The 25572-nt window shown below is 58.4% G+C and carries 20 protein-coding genes and 1 other RNA gene; 13 read left to right on the top strand and 8 right to left on the bottom strand.

Annotation, left to right across the window (positions count from 1 at the left end):
- Positions 1-7 precede the first annotated feature (7 nt).
- Complete coding sequence (locus AD670_RS23170; RefSeq protein ID WP_053137857.1) at positions 8-1504, bottom strand: PLP-dependent aminotransferase family protein; 1497 nt, start codon at positions 1502-1504, stop codon at positions 8-10.
- A 247-nt stretch (positions 1505-1751) separates the two neighbouring features.
- On the opposite strand from AD670_RS23170, the gene AD670_RS23165 reads away from it, so the two are divergent.
- Together AD670_RS23165 and glyA are read left to right on the top strand one after the other, a co-directional pair.
- Positions 1752-2975: a benzoate/H(+) symporter BenE family transporter gene (locus AD670_RS23165; protein WP_053137854.1), complete on the top strand. Its 1224-nt coding sequence runs from the start codon at positions 1752-1754 to the stop codon at positions 2973-2975.
- Positions 2976-3027: 52 nt separating this feature from the next.
- Complete coding sequence (gene glyA, locus AD670_RS23160; RefSeq protein WP_053137851.1) at positions 3028-4293, top strand: serine hydroxymethyltransferase; 1266 nt, start codon at positions 3028-3030, stop codon at positions 4291-4293.
- A gap of 149 nt (positions 4294-4442) precedes the next feature.
- Here glyA and ssrA read toward each other — a convergent pair.
- From ssrA to AD670_RS23145, 4 genes are all read right to left on the bottom strand, one after another.
- Positions 4443-4840: a transfer-messenger RNA gene (ssrA, locus tag AD670_RS31160) on the bottom strand.
- 93 nt (positions 4841-4933) lie between these two features.
- Positions 4934-5212 carry a hypothetical protein gene (locus AD670_RS23155; RefSeq protein ID WP_053137848.1) on the bottom strand — a complete coding sequence of 93 codons (279 nt, stop codon included), beginning with the start codon at positions 5210-5212 and terminating at the stop codon, positions 4934-4936.
- 135 nt (positions 5213-5347) lie between these two features.
- Entirely contained in the window at positions 5348-8158 is a 2811-nt protein-coding gene (locus AD670_RS23150; protein ID WP_053137845.1) for an FAD-binding and (Fe-S)-binding domain-containing protein, read from the bottom strand.
- A 106-nt stretch (positions 8159-8264) separates the two neighbouring features.
- Positions 8265-9959, bottom strand: coding sequence for a lactate permease LctP family transporter (locus AD670_RS23145; protein ID WP_053137842.1), 1695 nt, complete (start codon positions 9957-9959; stop codon positions 8265-8267).
- Between the two features lie 262 nt (positions 9960-10221).
- On the opposite strand from AD670_RS23145, the gene AD670_RS23140 reads away from it, so the two are divergent.
- The gene (locus AD670_RS23140) at positions 10222-10989 is read left to right on the top strand and encodes an FCD domain-containing protein (RefSeq protein WP_053137839.1); all 768 of its coding nucleotides are present in this window, start codon (positions 10222-10224) and stop codon (positions 10987-10989) included.
- Positions 10990-11024: 35 nt separating this feature from the next.
- Here the strand turns inward: AD670_RS23140 and smpB are convergent, their stop codons facing one another.
- The gene (smpB, locus tag AD670_RS23135; RefSeq protein WP_003176160.1) at positions 11025-11507 is read right to left on the bottom strand and encodes an SsrA-binding protein SmpB; all 483 of its coding nucleotides are present in this window, start codon (positions 11505-11507) and stop codon (positions 11025-11027) included.
- A 168-nt stretch (positions 11508-11675) separates the two neighbouring features.
- Between smpB and AD670_RS23130 the strand changes: the two genes are divergently transcribed.
- Both AD670_RS23130 and AD670_RS23125 read left to right on the top strand, forming a co-directional pair.
- Entirely contained in the window at positions 11676-12110 is a 435-nt protein-coding gene (locus tag AD670_RS23130) for a type II toxin-antitoxin system RatA family toxin (RefSeq protein WP_053137836.1), read from the top strand.
- The gene (locus AD670_RS23125) at positions 12103-12402 is read left to right on the top strand and encodes an RnfH family protein (protein WP_053137833.1); all 300 of its coding nucleotides are present in this window, start codon (positions 12103-12105) and stop codon (positions 12400-12402) included. The genes AD670_RS23130 and AD670_RS23125 overlap by 8 nt, the downstream gene beginning before the upstream one ends.
- Before the next feature lie 71 nt (positions 12403-12473).
- Here AD670_RS23125 and AD670_RS23120 read toward each other — a convergent pair whose 3' ends face one another.
- Positions 12474-13001 (bottom strand): outer membrane protein assembly factor BamE, encoded by a 528-nt coding sequence (locus AD670_RS23120; RefSeq protein ID WP_053137830.1) that lies wholly within the window; start codon positions 12999-13001, stop codon positions 12474-12476.
- 98 nt (positions 13002-13099) lie between these two features.
- Between AD670_RS23120 and fur the strand changes: the two genes are divergently transcribed.
- Positions 13100-13504, top strand: a complete 405-nt coding sequence (fur, locus tag AD670_RS23115) for a ferric iron uptake transcriptional regulator (RefSeq protein ID WP_010562662.1) — start codon at positions 13100-13102, stop codon at positions 13502-13504.
- An 84-nt stretch (positions 13505-13588) separates the two neighbouring features.
- On the opposite strand, the gene recN is transcribed toward fur, so the two are convergent.
- Entirely contained in the window at positions 13589-15262 is a 1674-nt protein-coding gene (gene recN / locus AD670_RS23110; protein WP_053137827.1) for a DNA repair protein RecN, read from the bottom strand.
- 254 nt (positions 15263-15516) lie between these two features.
- Between recN and grpE the strand changes: the two genes are divergently transcribed.
- From grpE to greA, 7 genes are all read left to right on the top strand, one after another.
- Positions 15517-16077, top strand: a complete 561-nt coding sequence (gene grpE / locus AD670_RS23105; protein WP_053137824.1) for a nucleotide exchange factor GrpE — start codon at positions 15517-15519, stop codon at positions 16075-16077.
- Between the two features lie 102 nt (positions 16078-16179).
- Positions 16180-18093 carry a molecular chaperone DnaK gene (gene dnaK / locus AD670_RS23100; protein ID WP_053137821.1) on the top strand — a complete coding sequence of 638 codons (1914 nt, stop codon included), beginning with the start codon at positions 16180-16182 and terminating at the stop codon, positions 18091-18093.
- A 318-nt stretch (positions 18094-18411) separates the two neighbouring features.
- Positions 18412-19536 (top strand): molecular chaperone DnaJ, encoded by a 1125-nt coding sequence (gene dnaJ, locus AD670_RS23095; RefSeq protein ID WP_053137818.1) that lies wholly within the window; start codon positions 18412-18414, stop codon positions 19534-19536.
- Positions 19537-19546: 10 nt separating this feature from the next.
- Positions 19547-20353 (top strand): 4-hydroxy-tetrahydrodipicolinate reductase, encoded by an 807-nt coding sequence (dapB, locus tag AD670_RS23090; protein WP_053137815.1) that lies wholly within the window; start codon positions 19547-19549, stop codon positions 20351-20353.
- Positions 20354-20612: 259 nt separating this feature from the next.
- Complete coding sequence (gene carA / locus AD670_RS23085; protein ID WP_027605361.1) at positions 20613-21749, top strand: glutamine-hydrolyzing carbamoyl-phosphate synthase small subunit; 1137 nt, start codon at positions 20613-20615, stop codon at positions 21747-21749.
- Between the two features lie 103 nt (positions 21750-21852).
- Entirely contained in the window at positions 21853-25074 is a 3222-nt protein-coding gene (gene carB / locus AD670_RS23080) for a carbamoyl-phosphate synthase large subunit (RefSeq protein ID WP_053137812.1), read from the top strand.
- Entirely contained in the window at positions 25071-25547 is a 477-nt protein-coding gene (gene greA, locus AD670_RS23075; RefSeq protein WP_053137809.1) for a transcription elongation factor GreA, read from the top strand. Before carB ends, greA begins: the two co-directional genes overlap by 4 nt.
- Positions 25548-25572: the final 25 nt, after the last annotated feature.

Here is a 25572-nt window from a genome sequence, read left to right as displayed (position 1 = left end):
TGGGCGATTAGATTTTCAGGGCGTTGGCCAGGCGCAACGTGGCGGCTTCGATTTCATGTGCGGTCAGGGAGGAGTAGCCCAACAGCCAGCCCTGTTGCTTCGGGTCGCCCACGTACAAGCCGCTGAGGCCGGACAGTTGTACGCCAGCAGCGGCGGCCTGGCGGATGGTTTTTTCCTCGGACCATCCGGCCTTCAGCAAGCAGGGGATTTGCAATCCGCCCGGCGGCAGTTCGGTGCTGACCACCGTGCTCAAGTACTTGCCGATCGCGTCGTGCATGCTCGACCGGCGTCCGGCATAGAGCTTGCGCATGGCCCGGACATGCGCGTTGTAATGGCCGTCCTCCATAAAACGCGCCAGCGTCAGTTGCAGCGTTTGCGGCGTGTGGCCGTCCATCATGCTGCGCGCATAGGCAAAGGGCTTGACCAGTTCGGGGGGCAGCACCATGTACCCCATGCGCAGGCCGGGGTAGAGCGTCTTGCTGAATGTGCCGATGTAGAGCGTGCGCTGATACTTGTCCAGGCCTTGCACACACGCCGTGGGTTGCCCGTCGTAATGGAACTCGCTGTCGTAGTCATCCTCGATGATCCACTTGCCTTTCTGTGCCGCCCAATTGATCAAATCAAGACGCCGCTCCAGCGGCAACGTCACGCCGGTGGGGTATTGGTGCGAGGGCGTGACATACACGCAATTGGCGCCGCTGCGGTCGGCGTACAGCAGGTCGGTGCGGATGCCGCGTTCATCGACATCAATGGGCAGCACCTTGGTTTCGGCGATTTCGAAGGCCTTGCGGGCGCCGTAATAGCCGGGATTTTCCAGCAGAATCGGCTTGCCGGCGTCCACCAGTAACTGCGCGCACAAGTACAAGGCCTGACGCGTACTGCTCAAGACCAGTACCTGGTCGGGGGAGCATTTGGCGCCGCGTTCGAGGTTCAGGTAAGTGGCAATCGCCTTGCGCAGGGGCTCGACCCCTTGTGGGTCGCCATGCAGCAGCACGCTGGCGCGATAGTCTTTCATGACCTGGCGCTGCAAGCGCTCCCAGACATCCATCGGGAAGCTACGGGTTTCCGGCAGGCCGGTGGCGAATGCCTTGATAACTTGCTGATCGCGCACGCCGCCGGTGTCGAAGATCATCCGTCCGCGTTGGCTGAGTGCAGCGCCCGGTGCGGCGACACTGCTCCTGACTTCCTGAGCCCTCAGACGTCGACGACCGGCACCGCGCAATTCGACGCCCAGCGTGTCGCAGACATAACTGCCAGCCCCTTCGCGGCGCACGATAAACCCGTCCCGATGCAACTGCACATAGGCGTTCTCAACAGTGTCGCGGGCGCAGCCCAGTGACTTGGACAGCACCCGCGTGGCGGGCAGTTTCAGGCCGGGGCCGAGGGCGCCGTCGAGAATCAGGGCACGCAACGCACGCTGGATCCGCTGGTGCAGATCCAGCAACTGAAACTCCGCGTCGTTGAGGCGCATCTTCAGGGTTTCCAGCTCGAAGGTCTTTGCCATGTGGTCTGCTCTCTTTCCATGAAATGGCAGGTAAGGGCAGGCCAGCTTATCCGTAGACTCTGGCCCTCGCCACCCCAGGCTTTACCTCGTTGATCAGGCTCGTTTGCGCGCGAGCATTGCTGAGCCGACCGCGCAACGTGGTCTGGTCTTCTACGCTGCAGCGTCGGGGGTAAAGCCTGCCATTCAACGGCTATAAATGACCGCTTACCCATGGACGAATGCGTCGTCCCGCAAGGAGCCAAGACCTATGTCATCTACTCGATCCCCGTCGTCCCTGGGGCTGCGGGACCTGCTGCATCCGGTGGTTGCCGGACTGATCTCGGTGATCGTCAATTACGGCGGCACCTTCATCCTGGTGTTTCAGGCCGCCAAGGTCGCAGGACTCAGCCCTGAATTGACGGCGTCGTGGGTGTGGTCTGTGTCGATCGGGGTCGGTGTGACCGGGTTGTTCCTGAGCTGGGTGAGTCGCGAGCCGATCATCACCGCCTGGTCGACCCCGGCGGCGGCGTTTTTGATCGTCGCCTTGGCGACCACACCCTACGCCGAGGCCATTGGGGCATACATGATTTCGGCTGCAGCGTTCGTGCTGCTGGGCGTGTCCGGTTACTTTGAAAAAGCCGTTCGCCTTATCCCGCCCGGTGTGGCAGCGGGCTTGTTGGGCGGCATCCTGCTGCAGTTCGGCATCGGTGCGTTCGCCAGCATGAGCGTCGACCCGTTATTGGTCGGGGTGTTGATAGGCGCCTACATCCTGTTCAAGCGCTTGAGTGCGCGCTATGCAGTGGTCGGCATTCTGGTGCTGGGGCTTGGCTTTCTGCTGATGCAGGAGCGCGTGGACTTCACGGGGCTGGCGCTGGAGTTTGCGACCCCGGTGTTCACACGCCCTGAGTTCTCGGTCAATGCGTTGTTGAGCGTGGCGTTGCCGCTGTTTCTGATCACCCTCACGGGGCAGTACATGCCGGGCATGCTGGTGCTGCGCAATGATGGCTTCAACACCAGTGCCAACCCGATCCTCAGTGTGACCGGGCTGGGTTCTTTGCTGATGGCGCCGTTCGGTTCCCATGCCTTCAACCTCGCGGCAATCACGGCCGCCATCTGCACGGGCAAGGAAGCGTCTGAAGACCCGTCCAAGCGCTGGATCGCAGGCGTGGCCGCGGGCATCTTCTACATCCTCGTGGGGATCTTCGGCGTGACCCTGGCGGCGGTGTTCATGGCCTTCCCGGCGACCTTCATCACCACCCTGGCCGGGCTGGCCCTGTTGGGCACACTCGGCATGAGTGTGGCCAACGCGATGGCGGACGTGAGATCGCGGGAAGCGTCGCTGATTACCTTTCTGGCCTGCGCGGCCAATATCACCCTGCTGGGCATCGGCGGCGCGTTCTGGGGCCTAGTCATCGGCCTAGCGGCCTACGCGGTGCTCAATGGGCAGTGGCCGCGTCGGGAAAAGACGGCTGTGCCACAGGCCGACCGCTGATGCTTGCCCCTGTCATCCGCCGCTTGAATTCTTGACCAAGGACACTTTGCGCATGTACGACTCGACGCTGACCCTCAACGCTTTCGACCCTGAGCTGTATGAATCGATTCACAACGAAGAGCATCGCCAGGAAGACCATATCGAGCTGATCGCCTCGGAAAACTATGCCAGCCCGCTGGTGATGAAAACCCAGAGCACGGTGCTCACCAACAAGTACGCCGAAGGCTACCCCGGCAAGCGCTATTACAGCGGCTGCGAATACGTCGATGTGGCCGAGCGGCTGGCCATCAAGCGGGTCAAGGCCCTGTTCGACTGCGACTACGCCAACGTGCAGCCCCATGCTGGCGCACAGGCCAACGCGGCGGTCTTCCTGGCACTGATCAACCCCGGTGACACGGTGATGGGCATGAACCTGGCCCAGGGCGGTCACCTGACCCACGGCAACCCGGCCAACTTTTCGGGGCGTCACTACACCATCGTGCCTTACGGACTGGACCCCAAAACCGGCTTTCTTGACTACGACGAGATGGAACGCATCGCCCTGCAGACACGCCCCAAAATGTTGATCGGTGGTTTTTCCGCGTATTCGCGCTACAAGGACTGGGCACGCATGCGCAGCATTGCCGACAAGGTCGGGGCTATCTTCTGGGTCGATATGGCCCACGTCGCCGGGCTGGTCGCCGCGGGACAATACCCGGACCCGCTTCCCCATGCCCATGTGGTCACCAGCACCACGCACAAAACCCTGCGCGGGCCACGCGGCGGTTTGATTTTGTCCAAGGGACAGGATGAAGCCTTCTACAAGAAGCTCGATTCCGCTGTGTTTCCGGGCGTACAGGGCGGGCCGTTGATGCACCAGATCGCGGCCAAGGCCGTGGCGTTCAAGGAAGCGCTTGCGCCGGAGTTCAGCCTCTACCAGGCCCAGGTGGTCATCAACGCCCGGGCCATGGCCGGGGTGTTGCAAGAGCGCGGGTACAAAATCGTCTCAGGCGGCACCGACAACCACATGATGCTGATCGACCTGTCCGACAAGCCCTACACCGGCAAAGAAGCCGACACCGCCCTGAGCAGTGCCTACATCACCGCCAACAAAAACTCGGTGCCAAATGACCCACGCTCACCGTTTGTGACCTCCGGCCTTCGCATCGGCACCCCAGCGGTGACCACCCGCGGGTTTGGTGTGGAGGCCTGCCAGCAAGTGGCCGGCTGGTTGTGCGACGTACTGGACGCCTTGGAAAACGGTGAAAGCGACAAGGTCGGACACCACGTGCGCGAACAGGCTGTTGCGCTGTGCCGTCGTTTTCCGGTGTATCGCTGAGTTTGGTTTGGTCGTTGCGCGCGTGTTATGCCGCAAGCGTTTATGAGCATTGTAGTGGGGGGGAGGGTGGATTTTGGCAATAAAAAAGCCGTAAAGCTTTGATTTATCTAGGCTTTACGGCTTTTTTTGGCCTTCGTGGGAAGGCGAATTGGTGGAGCCGGGGGGATTTGAACCCCCGTCCGCCAGTACTCCGCTGTCGGTACTACATGCGTAGCCGTTTCTATTAAGTTAACCCTCAGCGACCCGAAGGGCAGGGTGCTTTGGGCGAGTTGTGTAAGTTTTAGCCGCTTCGTCCACAACGTACTGCACGGCGATTCTGTTCTATATGACAATCACTTTGGGTTTACAGACATCCCCTGGTGATTGCTGGACCCGAAGGTACCAGAAGCTCAGGATCTAAGGCTGCTTACGCAGCGATAGCGGTTTCCCAGCTTGGATTTTCGTCATTGGCAACTATAAGAAGTTGCAACAGTGGATTTACGAGTTCTGTTACCAACTCGGCATGCACCTAAAGTTTCGCGACCGGCGTCGAATCCTAAACGGCCCCGTGCTTGTAACTCGTTGTTTCATAGTGAGTGACAAGCCTGTGCAGTGTACGCCAAACGGTTACGGAAGGCCAACCCGAAGGTTGGCCCTGCGCTTATTGGCCGCCTTTGTCCATGTTCTGCAGGTCTTGCAGGGCCTTGGAGGTGATCTCGATGCACTTCTTGTCATCGCCGGCGGCGTGGGCGGCCTTGGCCTGGGAGACGGCTGTGTCGATTTCGCCACTTTTGCCACTGGAATCGGTGGCGAGCAGCGCTTTACCGTTGTTGATTTTGTCCAGGTTGATCTTGCACAGGTCGGGCTCGCCCGCCGCAAAAACAGGGGAGGCCAACATCGCAGCGGTAATGAACAAGCCAGCAAGAGCGGAACGCTTCATAGGGTATCTCCTTGCGCAAAGGGCTCGACGCTGCTGGCGTTCAAGGGCTGCCAGCGACATCACTGATGAGCCTCGTTTGTCGAGGCCTATGCAGATGACTACGCCGGCGCGCAGGGGTTCTGTTTTTTTGCGGGATTAATGCGCGCGGGCCTGGGTCACGCGATCCACGAGGTACACCAATCCGTGATAATCGATACCGCCGTGCTGGCTCAGGCCGATCTCGCAGGTGCGGCTGGTGGAGATACCTTCGCTGCAGTCTTGCACTGCATCCTTGAGGGAGCGCAGCGAGTGGGCGTTGAGTTCCGGCGTGGTGAAACCTTTGTCGCCGGCAAATCCGCAGCAGTGGATGCCTTCCGGTATTACCACGGTCTTGGCGCAACGGCGGGCCAGGTCGATCAGCGCCTGGCTTTCCCCCAGGTGTTGGGTGCTACAGGTGACGTGCACGGCGATCGGCGCCTCTTGCGGTGTGAAATCGAGACGGTCCATCAGGTGCGTACGGATGAAGCGTACAGGGTCGTAAAGGTCCAGGCGCGTTTCGCCGAGGTCTTGCACCAGGCGCAGGGTGCAGGGGCTGGTGTCGCAATAGATCGGGTCCAGGCCGCCACGGCTGGCATGGAGCAGGGCGCCGATCAGCTCCTGGCGTTTGTGTTCTGCCTGTTCGGCGTAGCCTTTGGACGCGAAAGGCTGGCCGCAGCACAAGCTGTCCTGATCATCGGGAAACACGACTTGGTAACCGGCTTTTTCCAGCAGGCCTTGGGTTTTTTCGTACAGCGACATCTGCTCTTTGTCACCGGCCGCTGGCCCCATGGCGCGTGAGACACAAGCCGCCAGGTAGACCACTCGTGGCCGCTCATCCGTCACGGCCGGGCTGAAGCGAATGGCTTTTTCCGGTTGTGGCATGGCGTTGGTCCACTGTGGGATCTGTCCCTTGGACAGCTTGGTCACGGTGGCTGACAGCTTCGCCAGGCGAGGAGCGCCCAGCAGCATGCGCGCGCTATTGGCGACATGCAGGGTAAAGCGCGCACCTTGCAGTGCCGTGGCGAAATGGGTGGCCAGCCATTCGGCGGTTTTCGTACGGTCGGCGTCGCGGCTTCGCAGTTTTTTCACGAGGTCGCCGGTGTTGATTCCTACTGGGCAGCGCTGGGCACATAGGCCAGTAGCGGCGCACGTGTCGATGCCCTGATAGTGGTAGGCCGCTTCCAGTTCAGTGGTGTCGACGCCTGCACGTTTTTTTGCCTGTATATCTCGCCAGATCACGATGCGCTGGCGCGGGCTCAACGTCAGGCCTTTCGAGGGGCATACCGGTTCACAGAAACCACACTCAATGCACTTATCCACAAGCTCGTCGGCCGCCGGCAGCGGTTTGAGGTGTTTGAGGTGAATCTGGGGATCTTCGCTGAGCACCACATCCGGGTTGAGGATGCCGTTGGGATCGAGCAGGCGTTTAAGTTGCCACATCAGTTGATAGGCATCGCTGCCCCATTCCAGCTCGACGAACGGTGCCATATTGCGGCCGGTGCCGTGCTCGGCTTTCAGTGAGCCGCCGAACTCCACGGCGACCAATTGCGCGACGTCATCCATGAACGCTTGATAGCGTGTGACTTCTTGCGCACTGTTGAAGCCTTGGGTGAACACAAAGTGCAGATTACCTTCCAGGGCATGTCCGAAAAGGATGGCTTCGTCGTAGTGATGTTTGTCGAACAGTTCGATCAAACGGTTCACGCCAATCGCCAGTTGCTCGACCGGGAAGGTGACGTCTTCGATGATTACCGTGGTGCCGGTTTTGCGTACAGCACCTACGGCAGGGAAGGTGTCCTTGCGGATTGCCCACAGGCGAGCGTTTTCCACCGGGTCTTCGGTGAAGTCGACCTGTTTCTCCACTGGGAAACCGGCCAGCGACGCCATGATCAGCGCCAATTGTTCGTGTAGCAACGACGGCGATGCGGCGCGGGATTCAATCAGCAGCGCGCAGGCATTTTCTGATAAGTGCTGTACGAATGCGGGCATGCCCGGCTTGTTCTGCACCGAGCGCATGCTGCGCCGGTCCAGCAGTTCCACGGCCGATACCGGTTGGGTTTTCAGGACGGTGACCGCGTTACAGCAGGTCTCCACGTCTGGAAACACAATCAACGCCGACGCCTTGTTGGGGTGATCGATCACGGTGTCGTAGGTGACTGCGCTGATAAATCCCAGGGTGCCCTCGGAGCCCACCAATAAATGGCTGAGGATGTCCAGCGGATCATCAAAATCTACCAGGGCGTTGAGTGACAGGCCGGTGGTATTTTTCAGGCGGTATTTGTGGCGTATTTTTGCTGCCAATTCGGCGTTTGCCCGCGTCTCACGGCCGAGTGTCGCCAGGCGCTCCAGCAGTGCGCCGTGCTGTTCACGAAACGCCGTAACGCTGGTTGAGTCTTCTGTATCGAGGCGACTGCCATCAGCCAGAACCAGACAAATTCCGGCCAGGGTGTGGTAGGTGTTCTGCGCCGTACCGCAGCACATGCCACTGGCGTTGTTGGCGACGATTCCGCCGATCTTGCAGGCATTGATCGACGCCGGGTCGGGGCCGATCTTGCGCCCGAATGGCGCCAGCCAGGCGTTAGCCTGTGCGCCGATCACGCCGGGTTGCAGGCGGATCTGCGTACCTTGCCCGCGAATCTCACGGCCGTTCCAGTTGTCCCCCAGCACAATCAGCACCGAGTCGCTTATCGCTTGCCCGGAAAGGCTGGTGCCGGCTGCGCGGAACGTCACCGGCACGCGTTCACGCTGGGCCAGTTGCAGCAGCGCAACCACTTCGTCTTCCGACTCCACACGGATCACCAGTTGTGGGACCAATCGGTAAAAGCTGGCGTCGGTGCCGAATGCGAGGGTGGAAAGTGGATCGTCGAAGCGCCGACTTTTTGGGATCAGCTGTGCGACGTCAGCAAGGAAAGCGGCAGGCAGACTCATTGGTCCTCCAGGATCAGCACCCCCTGGGCGCCGTGTTGACACGATTACGCAAAACCGACGCCGAGGTTACCGCCCGGCGTCGGTTATTACCCTATTGCTTGTGGCTTTAGTGCACCAGCATGCCGGTAAACCAGTAAGCCTGGGCCAGGGTGATCAGCCCGACGATCGTGGCGAAGAATAGGCTGTGCTTGAGGGTGAAACGGAACAGATCGGATTCTTTGCCCACCAGTCCGGTCGCCGCGCAGGCCACAGCGATCGATTGCGGCGAGATCATTTTGCCGGTCACGCCGCCGCTGGTATTTGCCGCTACCAGCAGTGTGTCGTTGACGCCGATCTGGTGCGCCGTTGTGGCTTGCAACGAGCTGAACAGGGCGTTGGACGAAGTGTCGGAGCCTGTCAGGAACACTCCCAGCCAGCCGAGGAAAGGCGAGAAGAACGGGAAGGCTGCGCCGGTGCCGGCCAACACCAGCGCCATGGTCGAAGACATGCCGGAGTAATTGGTGACGAAAGCGAATGCCAGCACCATGCCGATGGACAGGATCGGCCAGCGTAGTTCGTAGAAGGTCTCTTTCAAAGTGGTAAGACCAATCTTGATGTTGATCTTCAGAACCAGCATCGAGATCAGTGCGGAGAAGAAAATCGCGGTGCCGGTCGCTGAGATCGGGTCCAGCTTGAATATCGCCGGAATTGCAGTCGGGTTGGTCACGATTGGTGCAACCTTGATCACCATTTGATCCAGGTGCGGGATCGCGAAGTTGAATACCCAGCTGTACATCGAGCCGCCAGCGGCGAACATTGCCTTGAAGGGTTTAAGGGTCCAGATGGTGACCAGCACGGTGAGGATCAGGAAGGGTGACCAAGCCTTGAAGATCTGCCCCAGGCTGTAAGGCGAGGCGACCGTGCTGCGTGGCAGACCGAAACCGCCTGCACTGGCGGTAATTGCTACGCCGGATGTGGCGCCGGCAATCTGTGCGCCCGCGGTGCGCTTGGGTTGCCAGACTTTAAGGAACAACGTCAGGGAAATCAGGCTGGCCAGGGCCGAGGTGATATCCGGCAGTTCCGGGCCGATGAAGTTGGAAGTGAAGTATTGGGTGATGGCAAAGCTCAGGCCGGCGACCAGCGCAGCCGGCCATGTTTCACGAACGCCACGCAGGCCATCCATCATGAATACCAGCCAGAACGGCACGAACAGCGACAGCAACGGCAGCTGGCGACCCGTCATGGCGCCGATCTTGAAGGCATCGATACCAGTCACTTGCCCTGCAACGATGATTGGAATCCCCAGGGCACCGAAGGCGACGGGCGCGGTGTTGGCAATCAGGCACAGGCCGGCCGCGTACAGTGGGTTGAAACCCAGGCCTACCAGCAGCGCGGCGGTAATCGCCACGGGCGCACCGAAACCGGCAGCACCTTCCAGGAATGCGCCGAAGCAGAAACCGATCAGCAGCACTTGCAGGCGTTGGTCATCGGTGATCGACAGGACGGAGCTGCGGATGATCTCGAATTGGCCGCTCTTAACGGTGAGTTTGTAGAGAAACACCGCCGCGACAATGATCCAGGCAATAGGCCACAGGCCATAGGCAAAACCGTAACCGGCGGCGGCCAGCGCCATATCCACTGGCATGTGAAAGGCAAAGATCGCCACCAGTATCGATAATGCCAGGGTGATGCTGCCGGCCACGTGGCCTTTGAGGCGAAACACGGCCAGGGCCAGGAAGAAGAACACGATCGGAATAACGGCGGCCAATGCGGACAGGCCGAGGCTGCCGAGAGGGCTGTAGAGCTGTTGCCAGGTTTGCATATGGGGTGGCCCCTAATTGTTGTTGGTCAGGCACTTCTTAGTCGATTTGGATAATTGGTAATACCAATTTACAATCGCTGGAGGCTAGGTTAAAAGCCTTCGGGGGGATGTGTCAATTTGCCGCTTGCGAAACTTTGGTCGTAGCTCGGCAGGCGAGGTGGTCTGATCGGGTCAATCGAAGCAGTTCTGATAGGTGCTGGAAGGGCGGCGATAGGCCAGAATAGAGGGCCCGGCGAGTGGTCGGGATGGTGGAGAGCGAGTTATGGGGTTTGATCAGGTGCGTCAGCGCCGTTTGTCTGACGATATTGTCGAGCAGCTTGAGGGGATGATCCTTGAGGGCACGCTGAAGTCGGGTGAGCGCTTGCCGGCGGAGCGCGCTTTGGCTGAGCAGTTTGGCGTGTCGCGTCCGTCATTGCGGGAGGCGATTCAGAAACTGGCGGCTAAGGGCTTGTTGGTGAGTCGTCAGGGCGGAGGCAATTATGTTGCTGAGTCACTGGGCTCGACGTTCAGCGATCCGCTGTTGCACCTGTTGGAAAACAATCCCGAGGCTCAGCGCGATTTGCTGGAATTTCGCCAGACCCTTGAAGCATCTTGTGCTTATTACGCGGCATTGCGAGCGACTGAGGTCGACCGTGAACGACTGACCGCTGCATTCGACGCGCTACAGGATTGCTATACCCGTGTTGATGAAGTGAGCCGGGTCGAGGAGGGCGCTGCTGATGCAAGGTTCCACCTGGCTATTGCGGAGGCCAGTCATAACGCGGTGTTGCTGCACACCATCCGTGGCTTGTTCGACCTGCTCAAGCGTAACGTGGTGACCAATATCGGTGGCATGTATCAGCAGCGGACGGAGACCCGCGACATGCTGATCAGCCAGCACCGGGAACTGTACCTGGCGATTATCGAGGGGCGAGCCGAGTTGGCGCGAGAGGTCTCTACACGTCACTTGGAGTACGTACAGGAAGTCTTGGAGGAAGTGCGCCAGGAAGTTCAGCGCGTGGCGCGTGCGGAGCGGCGCAAGGGGATGTAGCCTGGGAAAGTCCCAAGGCTACAACGTTACAAGGATTATTCTTCCTTGCCCTTGTTGCGCACGGCGCGATGCAATTCGCGGTTGGAATCGCGTTCGCGCTCAGTATCTCGCTTATCGTATTCCTTCTTGCCCTTGCCCAGTGCAATCTCACACTTGACCAGATGCTTGCTCCAATACCAGGACAGGCAGATACAGGCGTAGCCTTTCTGCTGTACGGCTGCGGCGAGTTTTTCCAGTTCGCGGGCATTGAGCAGCAGTTTGCGTGTGCGCACCGGGTCGGCAATTACGTGGGTGCTCGCGGTTGTCAGCGGGGTGATATGGCTGCCGAGCAGCCATGCCTCGCCATCCTTGAGCAATACGTAGCTGTCGACCAGCTGCAACTTGCTGGCACGCAGACTCTTTACTTCCCAGCCGGCCAGGACCAGACCAGCCTCGAACCGATGTTCGATGAAGTAATCGTGTCGCGCTTTTTTATTTTGCGCGATGGTCCCTGTGGGGTGTTTCTTTTGTTTAGCCATAGGGGCGGCATTATAGGGAGTTGCGAGCGTGTCGGCTACGGTCAACCTGCGTGCTTGAGCGTGTTGGTCGAATCCCGGACAATGCGGGAAGTACTTTGGTTATTTTCTCTCGCGGATCGGGCTGTTATTTCGCGATGTTTGCCGCTCAGCTGTGGAAATCACGCACACATGACGACGCATATTCAACGTTCGGCCCTGCTGCCCTATCCGGCGCAGGCGCTCTATGACCTGGTCAACGACGTGGCGCGTTACCCGGAATTCCTGCCTTGGTGTTCAACTGCCGAGGTGCTGGAAAGCAGTGATGACCATATGGTTGCCAGTGTTGGGGTGGCGAAAGGCGGGCTTAGTCAGCACTTTGTTACGCGTAATGTGCTGGTGCCCGGCAAGTCCATTGAAATGAATCTGCAGGAAGGGCCGTTTACCCAGTTGCATGGCGTATGGGTATTCAAGGCGCTGACGGACAAGGCCTGCAAGATCAGCCTGGACCTGTCGTTTGATTACGCCGGGCCGATTGTGCGGGCGACATTGGGGCCGTTGTTCAATCAGGCGACCAATACCCTGGTTGATGCATTCTGCCAGCGAGCCAAGCAACTGCATGGTTGAGATTGAGGTGGTATATGCCGCCGAGGATCGTCAGGTGTTGCTGGCGTTGACGGTGGCTTCGGGAACCAGTTTGCGCGCGGCAGTGCAAGTGTCAGGAATGGCTGCGCAGTTTCCTGAGCTGGATCTGGTTGAATGTCTTTTAGGGGTATTCGGTAAGGTTGCCACGGATGCTGACGTGCGCCCCGTGCAATCGGGCGATCGCATTGAGATCTATCGGCCATTGCTGGTCGACCCTAAAGAAGTGCGCAGGCTGCGAGCAGCCAAAGCCAAGGCGGCGCTGGGCAAACTGTAGAATCCATCAGTTGGTTAAACGGCAGGTAACAAAAAGCCCGGCATGCCGGGCTTTTTGTGGGCGCCGCAATATTACTGCGGGCTGGTGTCCAGAGGTTGAGGCGTCGGGACTGGAACGGTTTCCACCCCGTCGACGTCTTTCTGGATCTTGTCGAGCAAGGAGCCTGGTTTAGCCGGTACTTCGGACTTCGGCTTCTCGCTTTCCTGCGCTGGCGCAGTCACGTTAGCGCCATTGCCGTTGCCCAGCAGTGCTTCATCGCGGCTTACGCCTGGCATGAAGTCACCGGACAGGCTGACGAGCTGGTCATTGCCATTAAAAATGACGCTGACACGCTCCTGTTGGCGTTCACCGCCACCAGGCTGCAGGCTGTAGAGATAATCCCAGCGATCGGCGTGGAAAGTGTCGGTCAGCAGGGGGTTGCCCATAATAAACCGTACTTGCCGTCGGGTCATTCCCGGGCGTAACTGGTCTATCATGTCCTGCGTGACGACATTGCCCTGCTGGATGTCGATTTTGTAAACCCCGGGGAATGAACAACCGGCGAGTGCGAGCAGTCCCACAAAGGTGAAACTGGTTAGCAAGAGCTTGGTGTTTTGCATCGGTGGGCGACTTCCACTATCTTGGCTGGGACAACGTAAACGCCGATCATACCCGTATTAAGAGAAGCTGCGAAGCAGCATCCGCGAGAAAGCTAACCATGGTTGAAAATAGCGAACTACGCAAAGCCGGTCTTAAAGTGACTCTGCCACGAGTCAAGATTCTACAAATGCTCGATTCTGCTGAGCAGCGTCACATGAGTGCCGAGGATGTTTACAAGGCGCTGATGGAGTCTAACGAGGACGTCGGCCTGGCCACGGTTTACCGTGTACTGACCCAGTTTGAAGCCGCAGGGCTGGTGGTTCGTCATAATTTCGACGGCGGTCATGCAGTGTTCGAATTGGCTGACGGTGGTCATCACGATCACATGGTTGACCTGGATACCAATGAGGTTATCGAGTTCACCAGCCCGGCAATCGAAAAGCTCCAGCATGAGATTGCTGAGGAGCATGGATTCGATTTGGTCGACCACAATCTTGTGTTGTACATCCGTAAGAAAAAGTAAAAACGACGCAGAATTGCTCTGCGAAACGATCGAAGGCGACCCTAGGGTCGCCTTCGTGCTTTCTATAATAAGGAAAAGTTCGGCTCAAGCCTTGGTGGCTACGACCATTTTCTTCGCGTGTGCCAAAGACTCTTTGGTCAAGTCGATACCGCCTAGCATCCGCGCCACTTCTTCCACGCGTTCCGACTTGTTCAGTTTGGATACGGCTGTATGTGTCGCATCACTGCCTCTGACCTTGTGTACAAACAAATGTTGATGCCCTTGGGCCGCCACTTGCGGCAAGTGCGTGACGGTCAGCACCTGGCCCCGCTCTCCCAGGCGGCGCAGTAACTGACCAACAATTTCTGCGGTGGGCCCGCCGATACCTACGTCCACTTCGTCGAACACCAGTGTCGGTACCCGGGAGGTTTGCGCGGTAATCACTTGGATCGCCAAGCTGATTCGTGACAGCTCACCACCCGACGCCACTTTTGCCAGTGCCTTGAGCGGTTGCCCTGGGTTGGCGCTGACCAGTAGCTCTACCTGCTCCAGGCCGTGGGGTTGCAGCTCATTGCTGGTGTTGGTACGCAACTCGATGGTGAAGCGTCCGCCCGGCATGCCCAGGCGCTGAATTTCCTGCTCAACGGCACCAGCCAGGCTGGTGGCTGCCTGTTGGCGCAGGTCACTCAGTTCGCGGGCCTTCTCCTGATAGTGGCGGGCAAAAGCGCCTAGCTCTTCGCCGAGTCGCTCAATGGATTCGTCATTCGCGTTCAGGGTCTCGATTTCATCCAGCAGCTTCTGCTGCATTGTTGCCACTTCGGTGGGCTGGATTCGATGTTTGCGTGCCAAGGTATAGATGGTGTCGAGGCGCTCTTCTATTTCCTGCAGCCGCGCCGGGTCGGCATCGAAATGATCCAGAAAGCGGTTGAGCTCACCTACTGCTTCTTCTACCTGGATTTGCGCACTGGTCAGCAGCGTGGTGGCTTCACTCAGTGAGCCTGAGGCGCTGTTAACGCTGGACAGTCGGTTGAGGCTGGCCGTGAGCGCATTGAGCACATTGCCGGAATCGCTCTCGCTGCATTGCTCCACCACTTGGCGGCAGATACCCAGCAGGGTTTCGGCGTTGGTGAGGTTCTTGTGTTCCTGTTCCAGTTGTTCCAGCTCGTTTTCGCCAAGCCCCAGGCTTTCCAGCTCTTCAAGCTGATAGCTGAGCAATTGATGGCGAGCGCGTTGCTCATCACCGGAGTTGGAAAGTCGCTCCAGCTCCTGTCGGGTCTGGCGCCAGCGCTGGGCGGCAAGTTGTACTTGCCGGGCAAGGTCGGTGGCGCCAGCGTATTCGTCGAGCAGGCGGCGAGGGGTGTCGGTTTTGAGCAGGGACTGGTGTTCATGCTGGCTATGGATGTCGATCAGCAGTTCACCCAGGGCCTTCAGGTCGCCTAAGGGGCAGGGCGTGCCGTTGATATAGCCGCGCGAGCGACCCTCGGCGGTGATGACTCGGCGCAGGATGCACGGGCCGTCATTATTAAGGTCGCGCTCGGCCAGCCAGGCTTCGGCTTCGGGGATGTCCGCGAGGTCGAAAGTGGCCAGAATATCGGCCTTGTCCGCACCGGGGCGCACCACGCCACTGTCGGCGCGGTCGCCTAGGGTCAGGCCCAGCGCGTCGAGCATGATCGACTTGCCGGCGCCGGTTTCGCCTGTGATTACGCTCATCCCGCGATCCAGTTCGAGATCCAGGTGTTCAACGATGGCGTAGTTATGTACAGACAGGTGCACGAGCATGACGGCCGCTCCCAGGCTTTAGGTCTGGTTATTTATACAGTGTTTTGATCTGGGCTGACAATCCTGATGCTTAGCTCAAATTGCTTGGTTACCCAGGTTTTTTAGTGCAAAGGAGCATGTCGGTATGGAAACTGATCTGGGACAGTCGAAAGACTTTTGGTAACCCTTGCGCCCTTGAACCTGGAAATTGTGGCCCCATATACCGGAACAGAAGCGCGAGTTGAGCTCGCGCATGATTTTGAAAGGAGAAATCTATGGCTGACGAACAGACGCAGGATACGCAAACTCCAGACGCCAATTCGGCTGTCGGTGATGAACTGGCAACTCGTGTGCAAGTGCTCGAAGAGCAGTTGGCCGCTGCGCAGGATCAGTCTTTGCGTGTTGCCGCCGATCTGCAGAACGTCCGCCGCCGTGCCGAGCAGGATGTAGAAAAAGCTCACAAGTTCGGGCTGGAGAAATTCGCCGGTGACCTGCTGCCAATCATTGACAGTCTGGAGCGCGGCCTTGAGTTGTCCAACCCGGATGATGAAAACATCCGTCCGATGCGCGAAGGGATCGAACTGACCCTGAAAATGTTTCAGGACACCCTGAAGCGTTATCAGCTCGAAGCCATTGATCCGCAAGGCGGCGAACCGTTTAGCGCTGAGCATCATCAGGCCATGGCCATGCAAGAAAGCCATGATCTTGAGCCCAATAGTGTGTTGAAAGTGTTCCAGAAGGGCTACCAGCTCAATGGTCGCCTGCTGCGCCCGGCAATGGTGGTGGTGAGCAAGGCTCCTGCACCCGTTGCACCTTCTATTGATGAGCAGGCTTGAAATTCGCCGCAAGGCCCCCATCTATAAGTCAAGCGTTTAAGTGCTACCGCAGTTAGCCACCACTGCTGCGGCAACCCAATTCAAGTTTCGGGAGAGTAAATCATGGGCAAAATTATCGGTATTGACCTGGGGACCACCAACTCCTGCGTCTCCGTGCTGGAAAACGGCGTTGCAAAAGTAATCGAAAACGCCGAAGGCGCGCGTACCACGCCGTCGATCATCGCTTACGCCAACGATGGTGAAATCCTCGTTGGTCAGTCGGCCAAGCGTCAGGCTGTGACCAACCCGCATAACACCCTGTACGCGGTGAAGCGCCTGATCGGTCGTAAGTTCGACGAAGAAGTCGTACAGAAAGACATCAAGATGGTCCCTTACAAAATCGCCAAGGCTGACAACGGTGACGCCTGGGTTGAAGTAAATGGCCAGAAAATGTCGCCACCGCAAATCTCGGCTGAAATCTTGAAGAAGATGAAGAAGACTGCCGAAGATTACCTGGGTGAGACAGTGACTGAAGCGGTGATCACCGTTCCGGCCTACTTCAACGACAGCCAGCGCCAGGCGACCAAAGACGCCGGCCGCATCGCGGGCCTGGACGTAAAACGTATCATCAACGAACCGACCGCAGCTGCTCTGGCTTACGGTATGGACAAGGCTAAAGGCGATCACACCGTGATCGTTTATGACCTGGGTGGCGGTACGTTTGACGTTTCCGTGATCGAGATTGCCGAAGTAGACGGCGAGCACCAGTTCGAAGTGTTGGCCACTAACGGCGACACCTTCCTGGGTGGTGAAGACTTTGACATTCGTCTTATCGACTACCTCGTTGACGAATTCAAGAAAGAAAGCGGCATGAACCTCAAGGGTGATCCGCTGGCGATGCAGCGCCTGAAAGAAGCCGCTGAAAAAGCCAAGATCGAGCTGTCTTCTGCTCAGTCGACTGACGTTAACCTGCCGTACATCACTGCAGACGCTACCGGTCCTAAGCACTTGAACGTGAAGATCTCTCGCGCCAAGTTGGAAGCGCTGGTTGAAGACCTGGTTCAGCGCACTATCGAGCCTTGCCGCATTGCATTGAAAGACTCCGGGATCGATGTTGGTGCGATCAACGACGTGATTCTGGTAGGCGGTCAGACCCGTATGCCACTGGTTCAGAAGTTGGTCACCGAGTTCTTCGGTAAAGAAGCACGTAAAGACGTGAACCCGGACGAAGCTGTTGCCATGGGTGCTGCCATCCAGGGTGCGGTATTGGCCGGCGACGTGAAAGACGTGTTGCTGCTGGACGTAAGCCCGCTGACCCTGGGTATCGAAACCATGGGTGGCGTGATGACTGCGCTGATCGAGAAAAACACCACGATTCCTACCAAGAAATCCCAAGTGTTCTCGACTGCTGATGACAACCAAGGCGCTGTAACTATTCACGTGCTGCAAGGTGAGCGCAAACAGGCTGCTCAGAACAAGTCCCTGGGCAAGTTCGACCTGGCTGAGATTCCGCCAGCGCCACGTGGCGTGCCACAAATTGAAGTGACCTTCGACATCGACGCCAACGGCATTCTGCACGTAGGTGCGAAAGACAAGGCTACCGGTAAAGAGCAGAAGATCACCATCAAGGCCAACTCCGGTCTGTCTGATGAAGAAATTCAACAGATGATCCGTGACGCTGAAACCAATGCTGAAGCTGACAAGAAGTTCGAAGAGTTGGCAGGTGCCCGTAACCAGGGCGACGCACTGGTTCACTCGACGCGCAAAATGATCGCTGATGCTGGCGAGAAAGTGACCGCTGAAGAGAAGGCTGCAATCGAAGCTGCTGTGGTTGCCCTCGAAGCCGCTGTTAAGGGCGACGACAAGGCTGCTATTGAAGCCAAGGTTGAAGAGCTGTCGAAAGTCTCCGCGCCAGTGGCTCAAAAAATGTACGCCGAACAGGCTCAGCCAGCTGACGGTGCTGCTCAAAAAGCAGAGCCTGAAGCTAAAGACGATGTTGTCGATGCCGAGTTCGAAGAAGTTACAGACAAGAAGTAAGTTGCTCGCCCGGTTGACCGCTATCAAGCGGTGACTGGTAGGATGTCGCCGCGCGGGAGCTTGCTCCCGCGTTGGCGTGTCTGGGGTATGCGAATTTTTACAGCATGCGACAGCGTTCGGATGTTGGCGGTGTGATCGGGGATGCTCCTGCTTCCCGAGCAATAAATACCGCGTTTTTGGCCGGGTCCCTGGCTAAAAAGTAGTAATGACCAGGATCGTTGAATTGACGTGAGTTGGGTCCGGGCCTGTATTGGGGCTCAACGAGTTTGGTCGGGCTCAGGAGGGTCTGGCTGAACGTCCTTAAGAGTGCAAAGACTTATGGCAAAGCGTGACTATTACGAAGTATTGGGTGTGGAGCGCGGCTCCAGCGAGGCGGACCTGAAAAAGGCTTACCGTCGCCTGGCAATGAAGCACCACCCGGACCGTAATCCGGATAGCAAAGAATCCGAAGAGATGTTCAAAGAGGCCAACGAGGCCTACGAATGTCTGTCTGATCCCAACAAGCGTGCAGCCTACGACCAGTATGGACATGCCGGTGTCGATCCGAGCATGGGTGGCGGCGGTGCCGGTTTTGGTGGTCAGAACTTCTCCGATATTTTCGGTGATGTATTCAGTGACTTCTTTGGTGGTGGTCGGGGTGGTCAGCGTGGTGGTGCCCAGCGTGGCAGCGACCTGCGTTACACCCTGGAGCTGAACCTGGAAGAAGCTGTGCGCGGCACCAGCGTCAATATTCGCGTGCCGACGCTGGTTAACTGCAAACCGTGTGATGGTTCGGGGGCCAAGAAAGGCTCCTCGCCGATTACTTGCCCGACGTGCGGCGGTATCGGTCAGGTCCGTATGCAGCAGGGTTTCTTCTCCGTGCAGCAGACCTGTCCACGTTGCCATGGGCAGGGCAAGATCATTTCCGATCCGTGCGACTCCTGCCACGGCGAAGGTCGCGTCGAAGAGTACAAGACCTTGGCGGTGAAAGTGCCGGCGGGCGTGGATACCGGAGACCGTATTCGTCTGTCGGGTGAGGGAGAGGCCGGTACTCAGGGTGGTCCAACTGGCGACCTGTACGTGGTGATCAATGTGCGCGAGCACTCGATCTTCCAGCGCGACGGCAAGCACCTGTTCTGTGAAGTACCCATCAGTTTTGTCGATGCTGCCTTGGGTGGTGAGTTGGAGATCCCGACTCTCGACGGTCGAGTGAAGCTCAAGATCCCTGAGGGGACGCAGACCGGCAAGCAGTTCCGTATCCGTGGCAAAGGCGTAGCTCCGGTGCGCGGTGGCGGTGCTGGCGACCTGATGTGTCGCGTTGCGGTGGAGACCCCGGTCAATCTGGGTCGTCGTCAGCGTGAGCTGCTTGAGGAGTTCCGCAGTTCACTGGAGGGGGATGACACCCATTCGCCGAAAACCACTGGCTTCTTCGAAGGCGTGAAACGTTTCTTCGGTGACCTGTAAGGAAGTGAATATGCGACGTATAGCCGTAATGGGCGCTGCCGGGCGCATGGGCAAGACGCTGGTCGAAGCGGTGCAGCAGCGTTCCCCGGCCTCTGGGCTGACTGCTGCGATTGTGCGTCCCGGCAGCACGTTGATCGGTGCGGATGCTGGTGAGTTGGCTTCGCTGGGGCGTATCGGTGTTTCGTTGTCCGGCAATCTGGAGCAGGTTGCTGACGAATTCGATGTGTTGATCGACTTCACCCTGCCGGAGGTGATGCTGAAAAACCTCGCGTTCTGCCGCAAGGCGGGCAAGGCGATGGTGATCGGTACCACGGGTTTGACTGCTGAGCAGAAGCAGTTGCTGGTCGAGGCGGGTAAGGATATTCCTGTCGTCTTCGCTGCCAACTTCAGCGTTGGCGTGAACCTGTCGCTCAAGTTGTTGGATATGGCGGCGCGCGTGCTGGGGGATGAGGCGGATATCGAGATTATCGAGACTCATCACCGCCACAAGATCGATGCTCCGTCGGGGACGGCGCTGCGCATGGGTGAAGCTATTGCTGATGCGCTGGGGCGTGATCTGTCCAAGGTGGCGGTTTACGGTCGCGAAGGGCATACCGGTGCGCGTGCGCGTGACACCATTGGTTTTGCGACCGTCCGTGGCGGTGATGTCGTAGGCGATCACACGGTATTGTTCGCTACCGAGGGCGAGCGCCTGGAAATTACTCACAAGGCTTCCAGTCGCATGACATTCGCCAAGGGCGCGGTGCGTGCTGCGCTCTGGTTGGAAGGTCGCGAGCCTGGTCTGTACGACATGCGCGATGTGTTGGATCTGCACTAATCAGTAGCTAAAACGGGGCCTCAGGATTATCCTAAGGCCCCGTTTTTACCCGCTAAGCGACGTCCTGTCGCATTCTCCTGCCTTTAAGGCTCATTAGCGGTGGACCAAAAAAGCCTTTTTCTGTAAGCTACAGCTTTAGTGTGTCCACTAAAAGCGCGCAGAATAATTCAGTGAAGAAGCGGGGTGACGTGTCCATACGTCACTCCGCTTTTTTACAACCTGCGATCGCCCTTTCAGGCTTTATTTACGGGAGGTCTTCTTGACTAAGCCAGCCATACTCGCCCTTGCTGATGGCAGCATTTTTCGCGGCGAAGCCATTGGAGCCGACGGTCAGACCGTTGGAGAGGTGGTGTTTAACACCGCCATGACCGGCTATCAGGAAATCCTTACCGATCCTTCCTACGCCCAACAGATCGTTACCCTGACCTATCCGCACATCGGCAACACCGGTACTACGCCGGAAGACGTCGAGTCTGATCGTGTCTGGTCGGCAGGTCTGGTCATTCGTGATCTGCCACTGGTTGCCAGCAACTGGCGTAACACAATGTCGCTGTCCGATTACCTGAAAGCCAACAACGTTGTGGCGATCGCCGGTATCGATACGCGCCGCCTGACTCGCATCCTGCGTGAAAAGGGCTCGCAGAACGGCTGCATCATGGTCGGTGACAATATTTCCGAAGCCGCGGCGATTGCTGCAGCGCAAGGCTTCCCTGGCCTGAAAGGCATGGACCTGGCGAAAGTTGTCAGCACCAAGGAACAGTACGAGTGGCGCTCCACGGTCTGGGACTTGAAGACCGACAGCCACGAGACTATCGAAGCGGCTGACCTGCCGTATCACGTGGTCGCATACGACTACGGCGTCAAGTACAACATCCTGCGCATGCTGGTCGAGCGTGGTTGCCGCGTGACCGTGGTGCCGGCGCAAACACCTGCCAGCGATGTGCTGGCCCTGCAACCTGACGGTGTGTTCCTGTCCAACGGCCCGGGTGATCCGGAGCCTTGTGACTACGCCATCCAGGCTATCAAGGAAGTGCTGGAAACCGAGATTCCGGTATTTGGTATCTGCCTCGGTCACCAACTGCTGGCGCTGGCCTCCGGCGCCAAGACCCTGAAAATGGGTCATGGCCATCATGGTGCCAACCACCCTGTGCAAGATCTGGACACGGGCGTTGTGATGATCACCAGCCAGAACCACGGTTTTGCGGTAGATGAAGCGACCTTGCCGAGCAATGTCCGCGCGATTCACAAGTCGTTGTTCGACGGTTCCCTGCAAGGCATCGAGCGTACTGACAAGAGCGCGTTCAGCTTCCAGGGCCACCCTGAAGCAAGCCCGGGCCCGAACGACGTAGCGCCGCTGTTCGACCGTTTCATCAATGAGATGGCCAAGCGACGCTGACTGAGTGGCCTGCGGGCGGCCCCTGCATTGGTGGTCCCCGCAGGCTCTTCGAAGATGTTCAAGACGGCTTGCCGACTGACCTGCGGATTTGAGTGACAAACCCATGCCAAAACGTACAGACATAAAAAGCATCCTGATTCTCGGCGCTGGCCCGATCGTGATCGGCCAGGCCTGCGAATTCGACTACTCCGGCGCCCAGGCCTGTAAAGCCCTGCGCGAAGAGGGTTACCGCGTCATCCTGGTGAACTCCAACCCGGCCACCATCATGACCGATCCGGACATGGCTGACGCCACCTACATCGAGCCGATCAAGTGGCAGACGGTTGCCAAGATCATCGAGAAAGAGCGCCCAGACGCACTGCTGCCGACCATGGGCGGCCAGACTGCACTGAACTGCGCCTTGGACCTGGAGCGCGAAGGCGTCCTGGAAAAATTCGGTGTAGAGATGATCGGCGCCAACGCTGACACCATCGACAAGGCTGAAGACCGTTCGCGCTTCGACAAGGCCATGAAGTCCATCGGCCTTGACTGCCCGCGCTCCGGTATCGCCCACAGCATGGAGGAGGCCAACGCAGTTCTCGAAAAGCTGGGCTTCCCGTGCATTATCCGTCCGTCCTTCACCATGGGCGGCACCGGTGGTGGCATTGCTTACAACCGTGAAGAGTTCGAAGAAATCTGCGCGCGTGGCCTGGATCTGTCGCCGACTAAAGAGCTGCTGATCGACGAATCCCTGATCGGCTGGAAAGAGTATGAGATGGAGGTTGTCCGCGATAAAAAGGACAACTGCATCATCGTCTGCTCCATCGAAAACTTCGACCCGATGGGTGTCCACACTGGCGACTCGATCACCGTTGCTCCGGCACAGACCCTGACGGACAAGGAATACCAGATCATGCGTAACGCCTCGTTGGCGGTATTGCGTGAGATCGGCGTTGAAACCGGTGGTTCCAACGTTCAGTTCGGCATCTGCCCGAACACAGGCCGCATGGTCGTGATCGAGATGAACCCGCGTGTATCGCGTTCTTCGGCGCTGGCATCGAAAGCTACCGGCTTCCCGATTGCACGTATCGCCGCCAAGCTGGCCATCGGTTACACCTTGGACGAACTGCAAAACGAAATCACGGGCGGCGCTACGCCGGCGTCTTTCGAGCCGTCCATCGACTACGTCGTGACCAAGTTGCCACGCTTTGCTTTCGAGAAATTCCCGAAAGCCGATGCGCGCCTGACCACTCAGATGAAGTCGGTCGGTGAAGTCATGGCTATCGGCCGGACCTTCCAGGAATCCCTGCAGAAAGCCCTGCGTGGCCTGGAAGTGGGTGTTTGCGGTCTGGACGAGAAGCTTGACCTGAGCAACCCGGAAAGCATGAGCGTTCTCAAGCGCGAGCTGACCGTGCCGGGCGCCGAGCGCATCTGGTACGTAGCCGATGCTTTCCGTGCCGGCATGACCGTTGAAGACATCTTCGGCATGAACATGATCGATCCGTGGTTCCTGGTGCAGATCGAAGATCTGATCAAGGAAGAAGAGAAGGTCAAGACCCTCGGTCTGTCGTCTATCGACCGCGACCTGATGTTCCGCCTCAAGCGCAAGGGCTTCTCCGACCAGCGCCTGGCCAAGCTGCTGGGTGTGACCGAGAAGAACCTGCGCACGCATCGCCACAAGCTGGATATCTTCCCGGTCTACAAGCGCGTTGACACCTGCGCCGCCGAGTTCGCCACCGACACTGCGTACCTGTACTCCACCTACGAGGAAGAGTGCGAAGCCGCACCGTCGGGCCGCGACAAGATTATCATCCTGGGCGGTGGTCCTAACCGTATTGGCCAGGGCATCGAATTCGACTATTGCTGCGTACACGCCGCCCTTGCGCTTCGCGAAGACGGGTACGAGACCATCATGGTCAACTGCAACCCGGAAACTGTTTCCACTGACTACGACACTTCCGACCGTCTGTACTTCGAGCCGGTAACGCTGGAAGACGTGCTGGAAATCTGCCGCGTCGAGAAGCCAAAAGGCGTGATCGTCCAGTATGGCGGCCAAACCCCGCTGAAACTGGCACGTGCCCTGGAAGCCGCTGGCGTACCAATTATCGGCACCAGCCCTGACGCCATCGACCGTGCTGAAGACCGTGAGCGCTTCCAGCAAATGGTTGAGCGCCTGAACCTGCGTCAGCCGCCAAACGCCACCGTGCGCAGCGAAGACGAAGCCATCCGTGCGGCCAGCAAGATCGGCTACCCGTTGGTGGTGCGTCCGTCCTACGTGCTGGGCGGCCGGGCGATGGAAATCGTCTACGAAGAAGAAGAGCTCAAGCGTTACCTGCGTGATGCGGTGAAAGTGTCCAACGACAGCCCGGTGCTGCTGGACCACTTCCTCAACTGCGCCATCGAGATGGACGTGGATGCGGTTTGCGACGGTACCGACGTGGTCATCGGCGCAATCATGCAGCACATCGAACAGGCGGGCGTTCACTCTGGTGACTCCGCGTGCTCGCTGCCGCCGTATTCGCTGCCGGCGCACATCCAGGATGAGATGCGCGAACAGGTCAAGAAAATGGCCCTGGAGTTGGGCGTGGTTGGCCTGATGAACGTACAGTTGGCGCTGCAAGGCGAAGACATCTACGTCATCGAAGTCAACCCGCGTGCTTCGCGTACCGTGCCGTTTGTTTCCAAGTGTATCGGTGTGTCCCTGGCGATGATCGCTGCTCGTGTGATGGCCGGTAAGACCCTTAAGGAAATTGGCTTCACCAAGGAAATCATTCCGAACTTCTACAGTGTGAAAGAGGCTGTGTTCCCATTCGCCAAATTCCCTGGTGTGGACCCGATCCTGGGCCCAGAGATGAAGTCCACCGGTGAAGTGATGGGCGTGGGCGATACCTTCGGTGAAGCGTTCGCCAAGGCGCAAATGGGCGCGAGCGAAGTGCTGCCGACCGGCGGTACTGCGTTTATCAGCGTGCGCGATGATGACAAGCCGTTGGTTGCAGGCGTGGCACGCGATCTGATCAACTTGGGCTTTGAAGTCGTGGCGACTGCCGGGACCGCCAAGCTGATCGAGGCGGCTGGCTTGAAAGTTCGCCGCGTGAACAAGGTGACGGAAGGCCGTCCGCATGTGGTCGACATGATCAAGAATGACGAAGTCACACTGATCATCAACACCACCGAAGGTCGCCAGTCGATCGCGGATTCCTACTCCATTCGCCGTAATGCCCTGCAGCACAAGATCTACTGCACCACCACTATTGCTGCTGGCGAAGCTATCTGCGAAGCGCTCAAGTTCGGTCCGGAAAAGACCGTGCGTCGCTTGCAGGATCTACACGCAGGATTGAAGGCATGATCAAATACCCAATGACCGTCCAGGGCGCCAAGGCCCTGGAAGAGGAGCACGCCCATCTGACCAAGGTCGTACGTCCAAAGCTGAGCCAGGACATCGGTACGGCCCGCGAGCTGGGTGATTTGAAGGAAAACGCGGAATACCACGCTGCTCGCGAGCAGCAGGGTATGGTCGAGGCGCGGATCCGTGACATCGAAGGCCGTATGCAGAACGCGGTGATCATCGACGTCACGACTATCCCGCACACCGGCAAGGTGATTTTCGGCACCACCGTGGAAATCGCCAACGTCGAGACCGACGAAAGCGTGGTCTACCACATCGTGGGAGAGGACGAGGCTGACTTCAAACTCGGCAAGATCTCCGTCGGCTCACCCCTGGCCCGTGCCCTGATCGCCAAGGAAGAGGGTGACGTGGTGTCTGTAAAAACCCCAGGTGGCGTGATCGAGTACGAGATTGTTGAAGTTCGTCACATCTGAAAGGCGGCGCCCGCTTCGCGCGGGC

It is taken from the genome of Pseudomonas sp. MIACH, from assembly GCF_001269925.1.
In the GTDB taxonomy this organism is placed as follows: Bacteria; Pseudomonadota; Gammaproteobacteria; order Pseudomonadales; family Pseudomonadaceae; genus Aquipseudomonas.
The sequence above is the reverse complement of the archived record's forward strand: the minus strand, read 5'-3'. Positions and strand labels throughout refer to the sequence as shown.

Excerpts from the sequence above, each read along its gene's own strand:
- AD670_RS23170 (WP_053137857.1), bottom strand. The coding sequence starts at position 1,504 with ATGGCAAAGACCTTCGAGCTGGAAACCCTGAAGATGCGCCTCAACGAC.
- AD670_RS23165 (WP_053137854.1), top strand. The coding sequence starts at position 1,752 with ATGTCATCTACTCGATCCCCGTCGTCCCTGGGGCTGCGGGACCTGCTG.
- glyA (WP_053137851.1), top strand. The coding sequence starts at position 3,028 with ATGTACGACTCGACGCTGACCCTCAACGCTTTCGACCCTGAGCTGTAT.
- AD670_RS23155 (WP_053137848.1), bottom strand. The coding sequence starts at position 5,212 with ATGAAGCGTTCCGCTCTTGCTGGCTTGTTCATTACCGCTGCGATGTTG.
- AD670_RS23150 (WP_053137845.1), bottom strand. The coding sequence starts at position 8,158 with ATGAGTCTGCCTGCCGCTTTCCTTGCTGACGTCGCACAGCTGATCCCA.
- AD670_RS23145 (WP_053137842.1), bottom strand. The coding sequence starts at position 9,959 with ATGCAAACCTGGCAACAGCTCTACAGCCCTCTCGGCAGCCTCGGCCTG.
- AD670_RS23140 (WP_053137839.1), top strand. The coding sequence starts at position 10,222 with ATGGGGTTTGATCAGGTGCGTCAGCGCCGTTTGTCTGACGATATTGTC.
- smpB (WP_003176160.1), bottom strand. The coding sequence starts at position 11,507 with ATGGCTAAACAAAAGAAACACCCCACAGGGACCATCGCGCAAAATAAA.
- AD670_RS23130 (WP_053137836.1), top strand. The coding sequence starts at position 11,676 with ATGACGACGCATATTCAACGTTCGGCCCTGCTGCCCTATCCGGCGCAG.
- AD670_RS23125 (WP_053137833.1), top strand. The coding sequence starts at position 12,103 with ATGGTTGAGATTGAGGTGGTATATGCCGCCGAGGATCGTCAGGTGTTG.
- AD670_RS23120 (WP_053137830.1), bottom strand. The coding sequence starts at position 13,001 with ATGCAAAACACCAAGCTCTTGCTAACCAGTTTCACCTTTGTGGGACTG.
- fur (WP_010562662.1), top strand. The coding sequence starts at position 13,100 with ATGGTTGAAAATAGCGAACTACGCAAAGCCGGTCTTAAAGTGACTCTG.
- recN (WP_053137827.1), bottom strand. The coding sequence starts at position 15,262 with ATGCTCGTGCACCTGTCTGTACATAACTACGCCATCGTTGAACACCTG.
- grpE (WP_053137824.1), top strand. The coding sequence starts at position 15,517 with ATGGCTGACGAACAGACGCAGGATACGCAAACTCCAGACGCCAATTCG.
- dnaK (WP_053137821.1), top strand. The coding sequence starts at position 16,180 with ATGGGCAAAATTATCGGTATTGACCTGGGGACCACCAACTCCTGCGTC.
- dnaJ (WP_053137818.1), top strand. The coding sequence starts at position 18,412 with ATGGCAAAGCGTGACTATTACGAAGTATTGGGTGTGGAGCGCGGCTCC.
- dapB (WP_053137815.1), top strand. The coding sequence starts at position 19,547 with ATGCGACGTATAGCCGTAATGGGCGCTGCCGGGCGCATGGGCAAGACG.
- carB (WP_053137812.1), top strand. The coding sequence starts at position 21,853 with ATGCCAAAACGTACAGACATAAAAAGCATCCTGATTCTCGGCGCTGGC.
- greA (WP_053137809.1), top strand. The coding sequence starts at position 25,071 with ATGATCAAATACCCAATGACCGTCCAGGGCGCCAAGGCCCTGGAAGAG.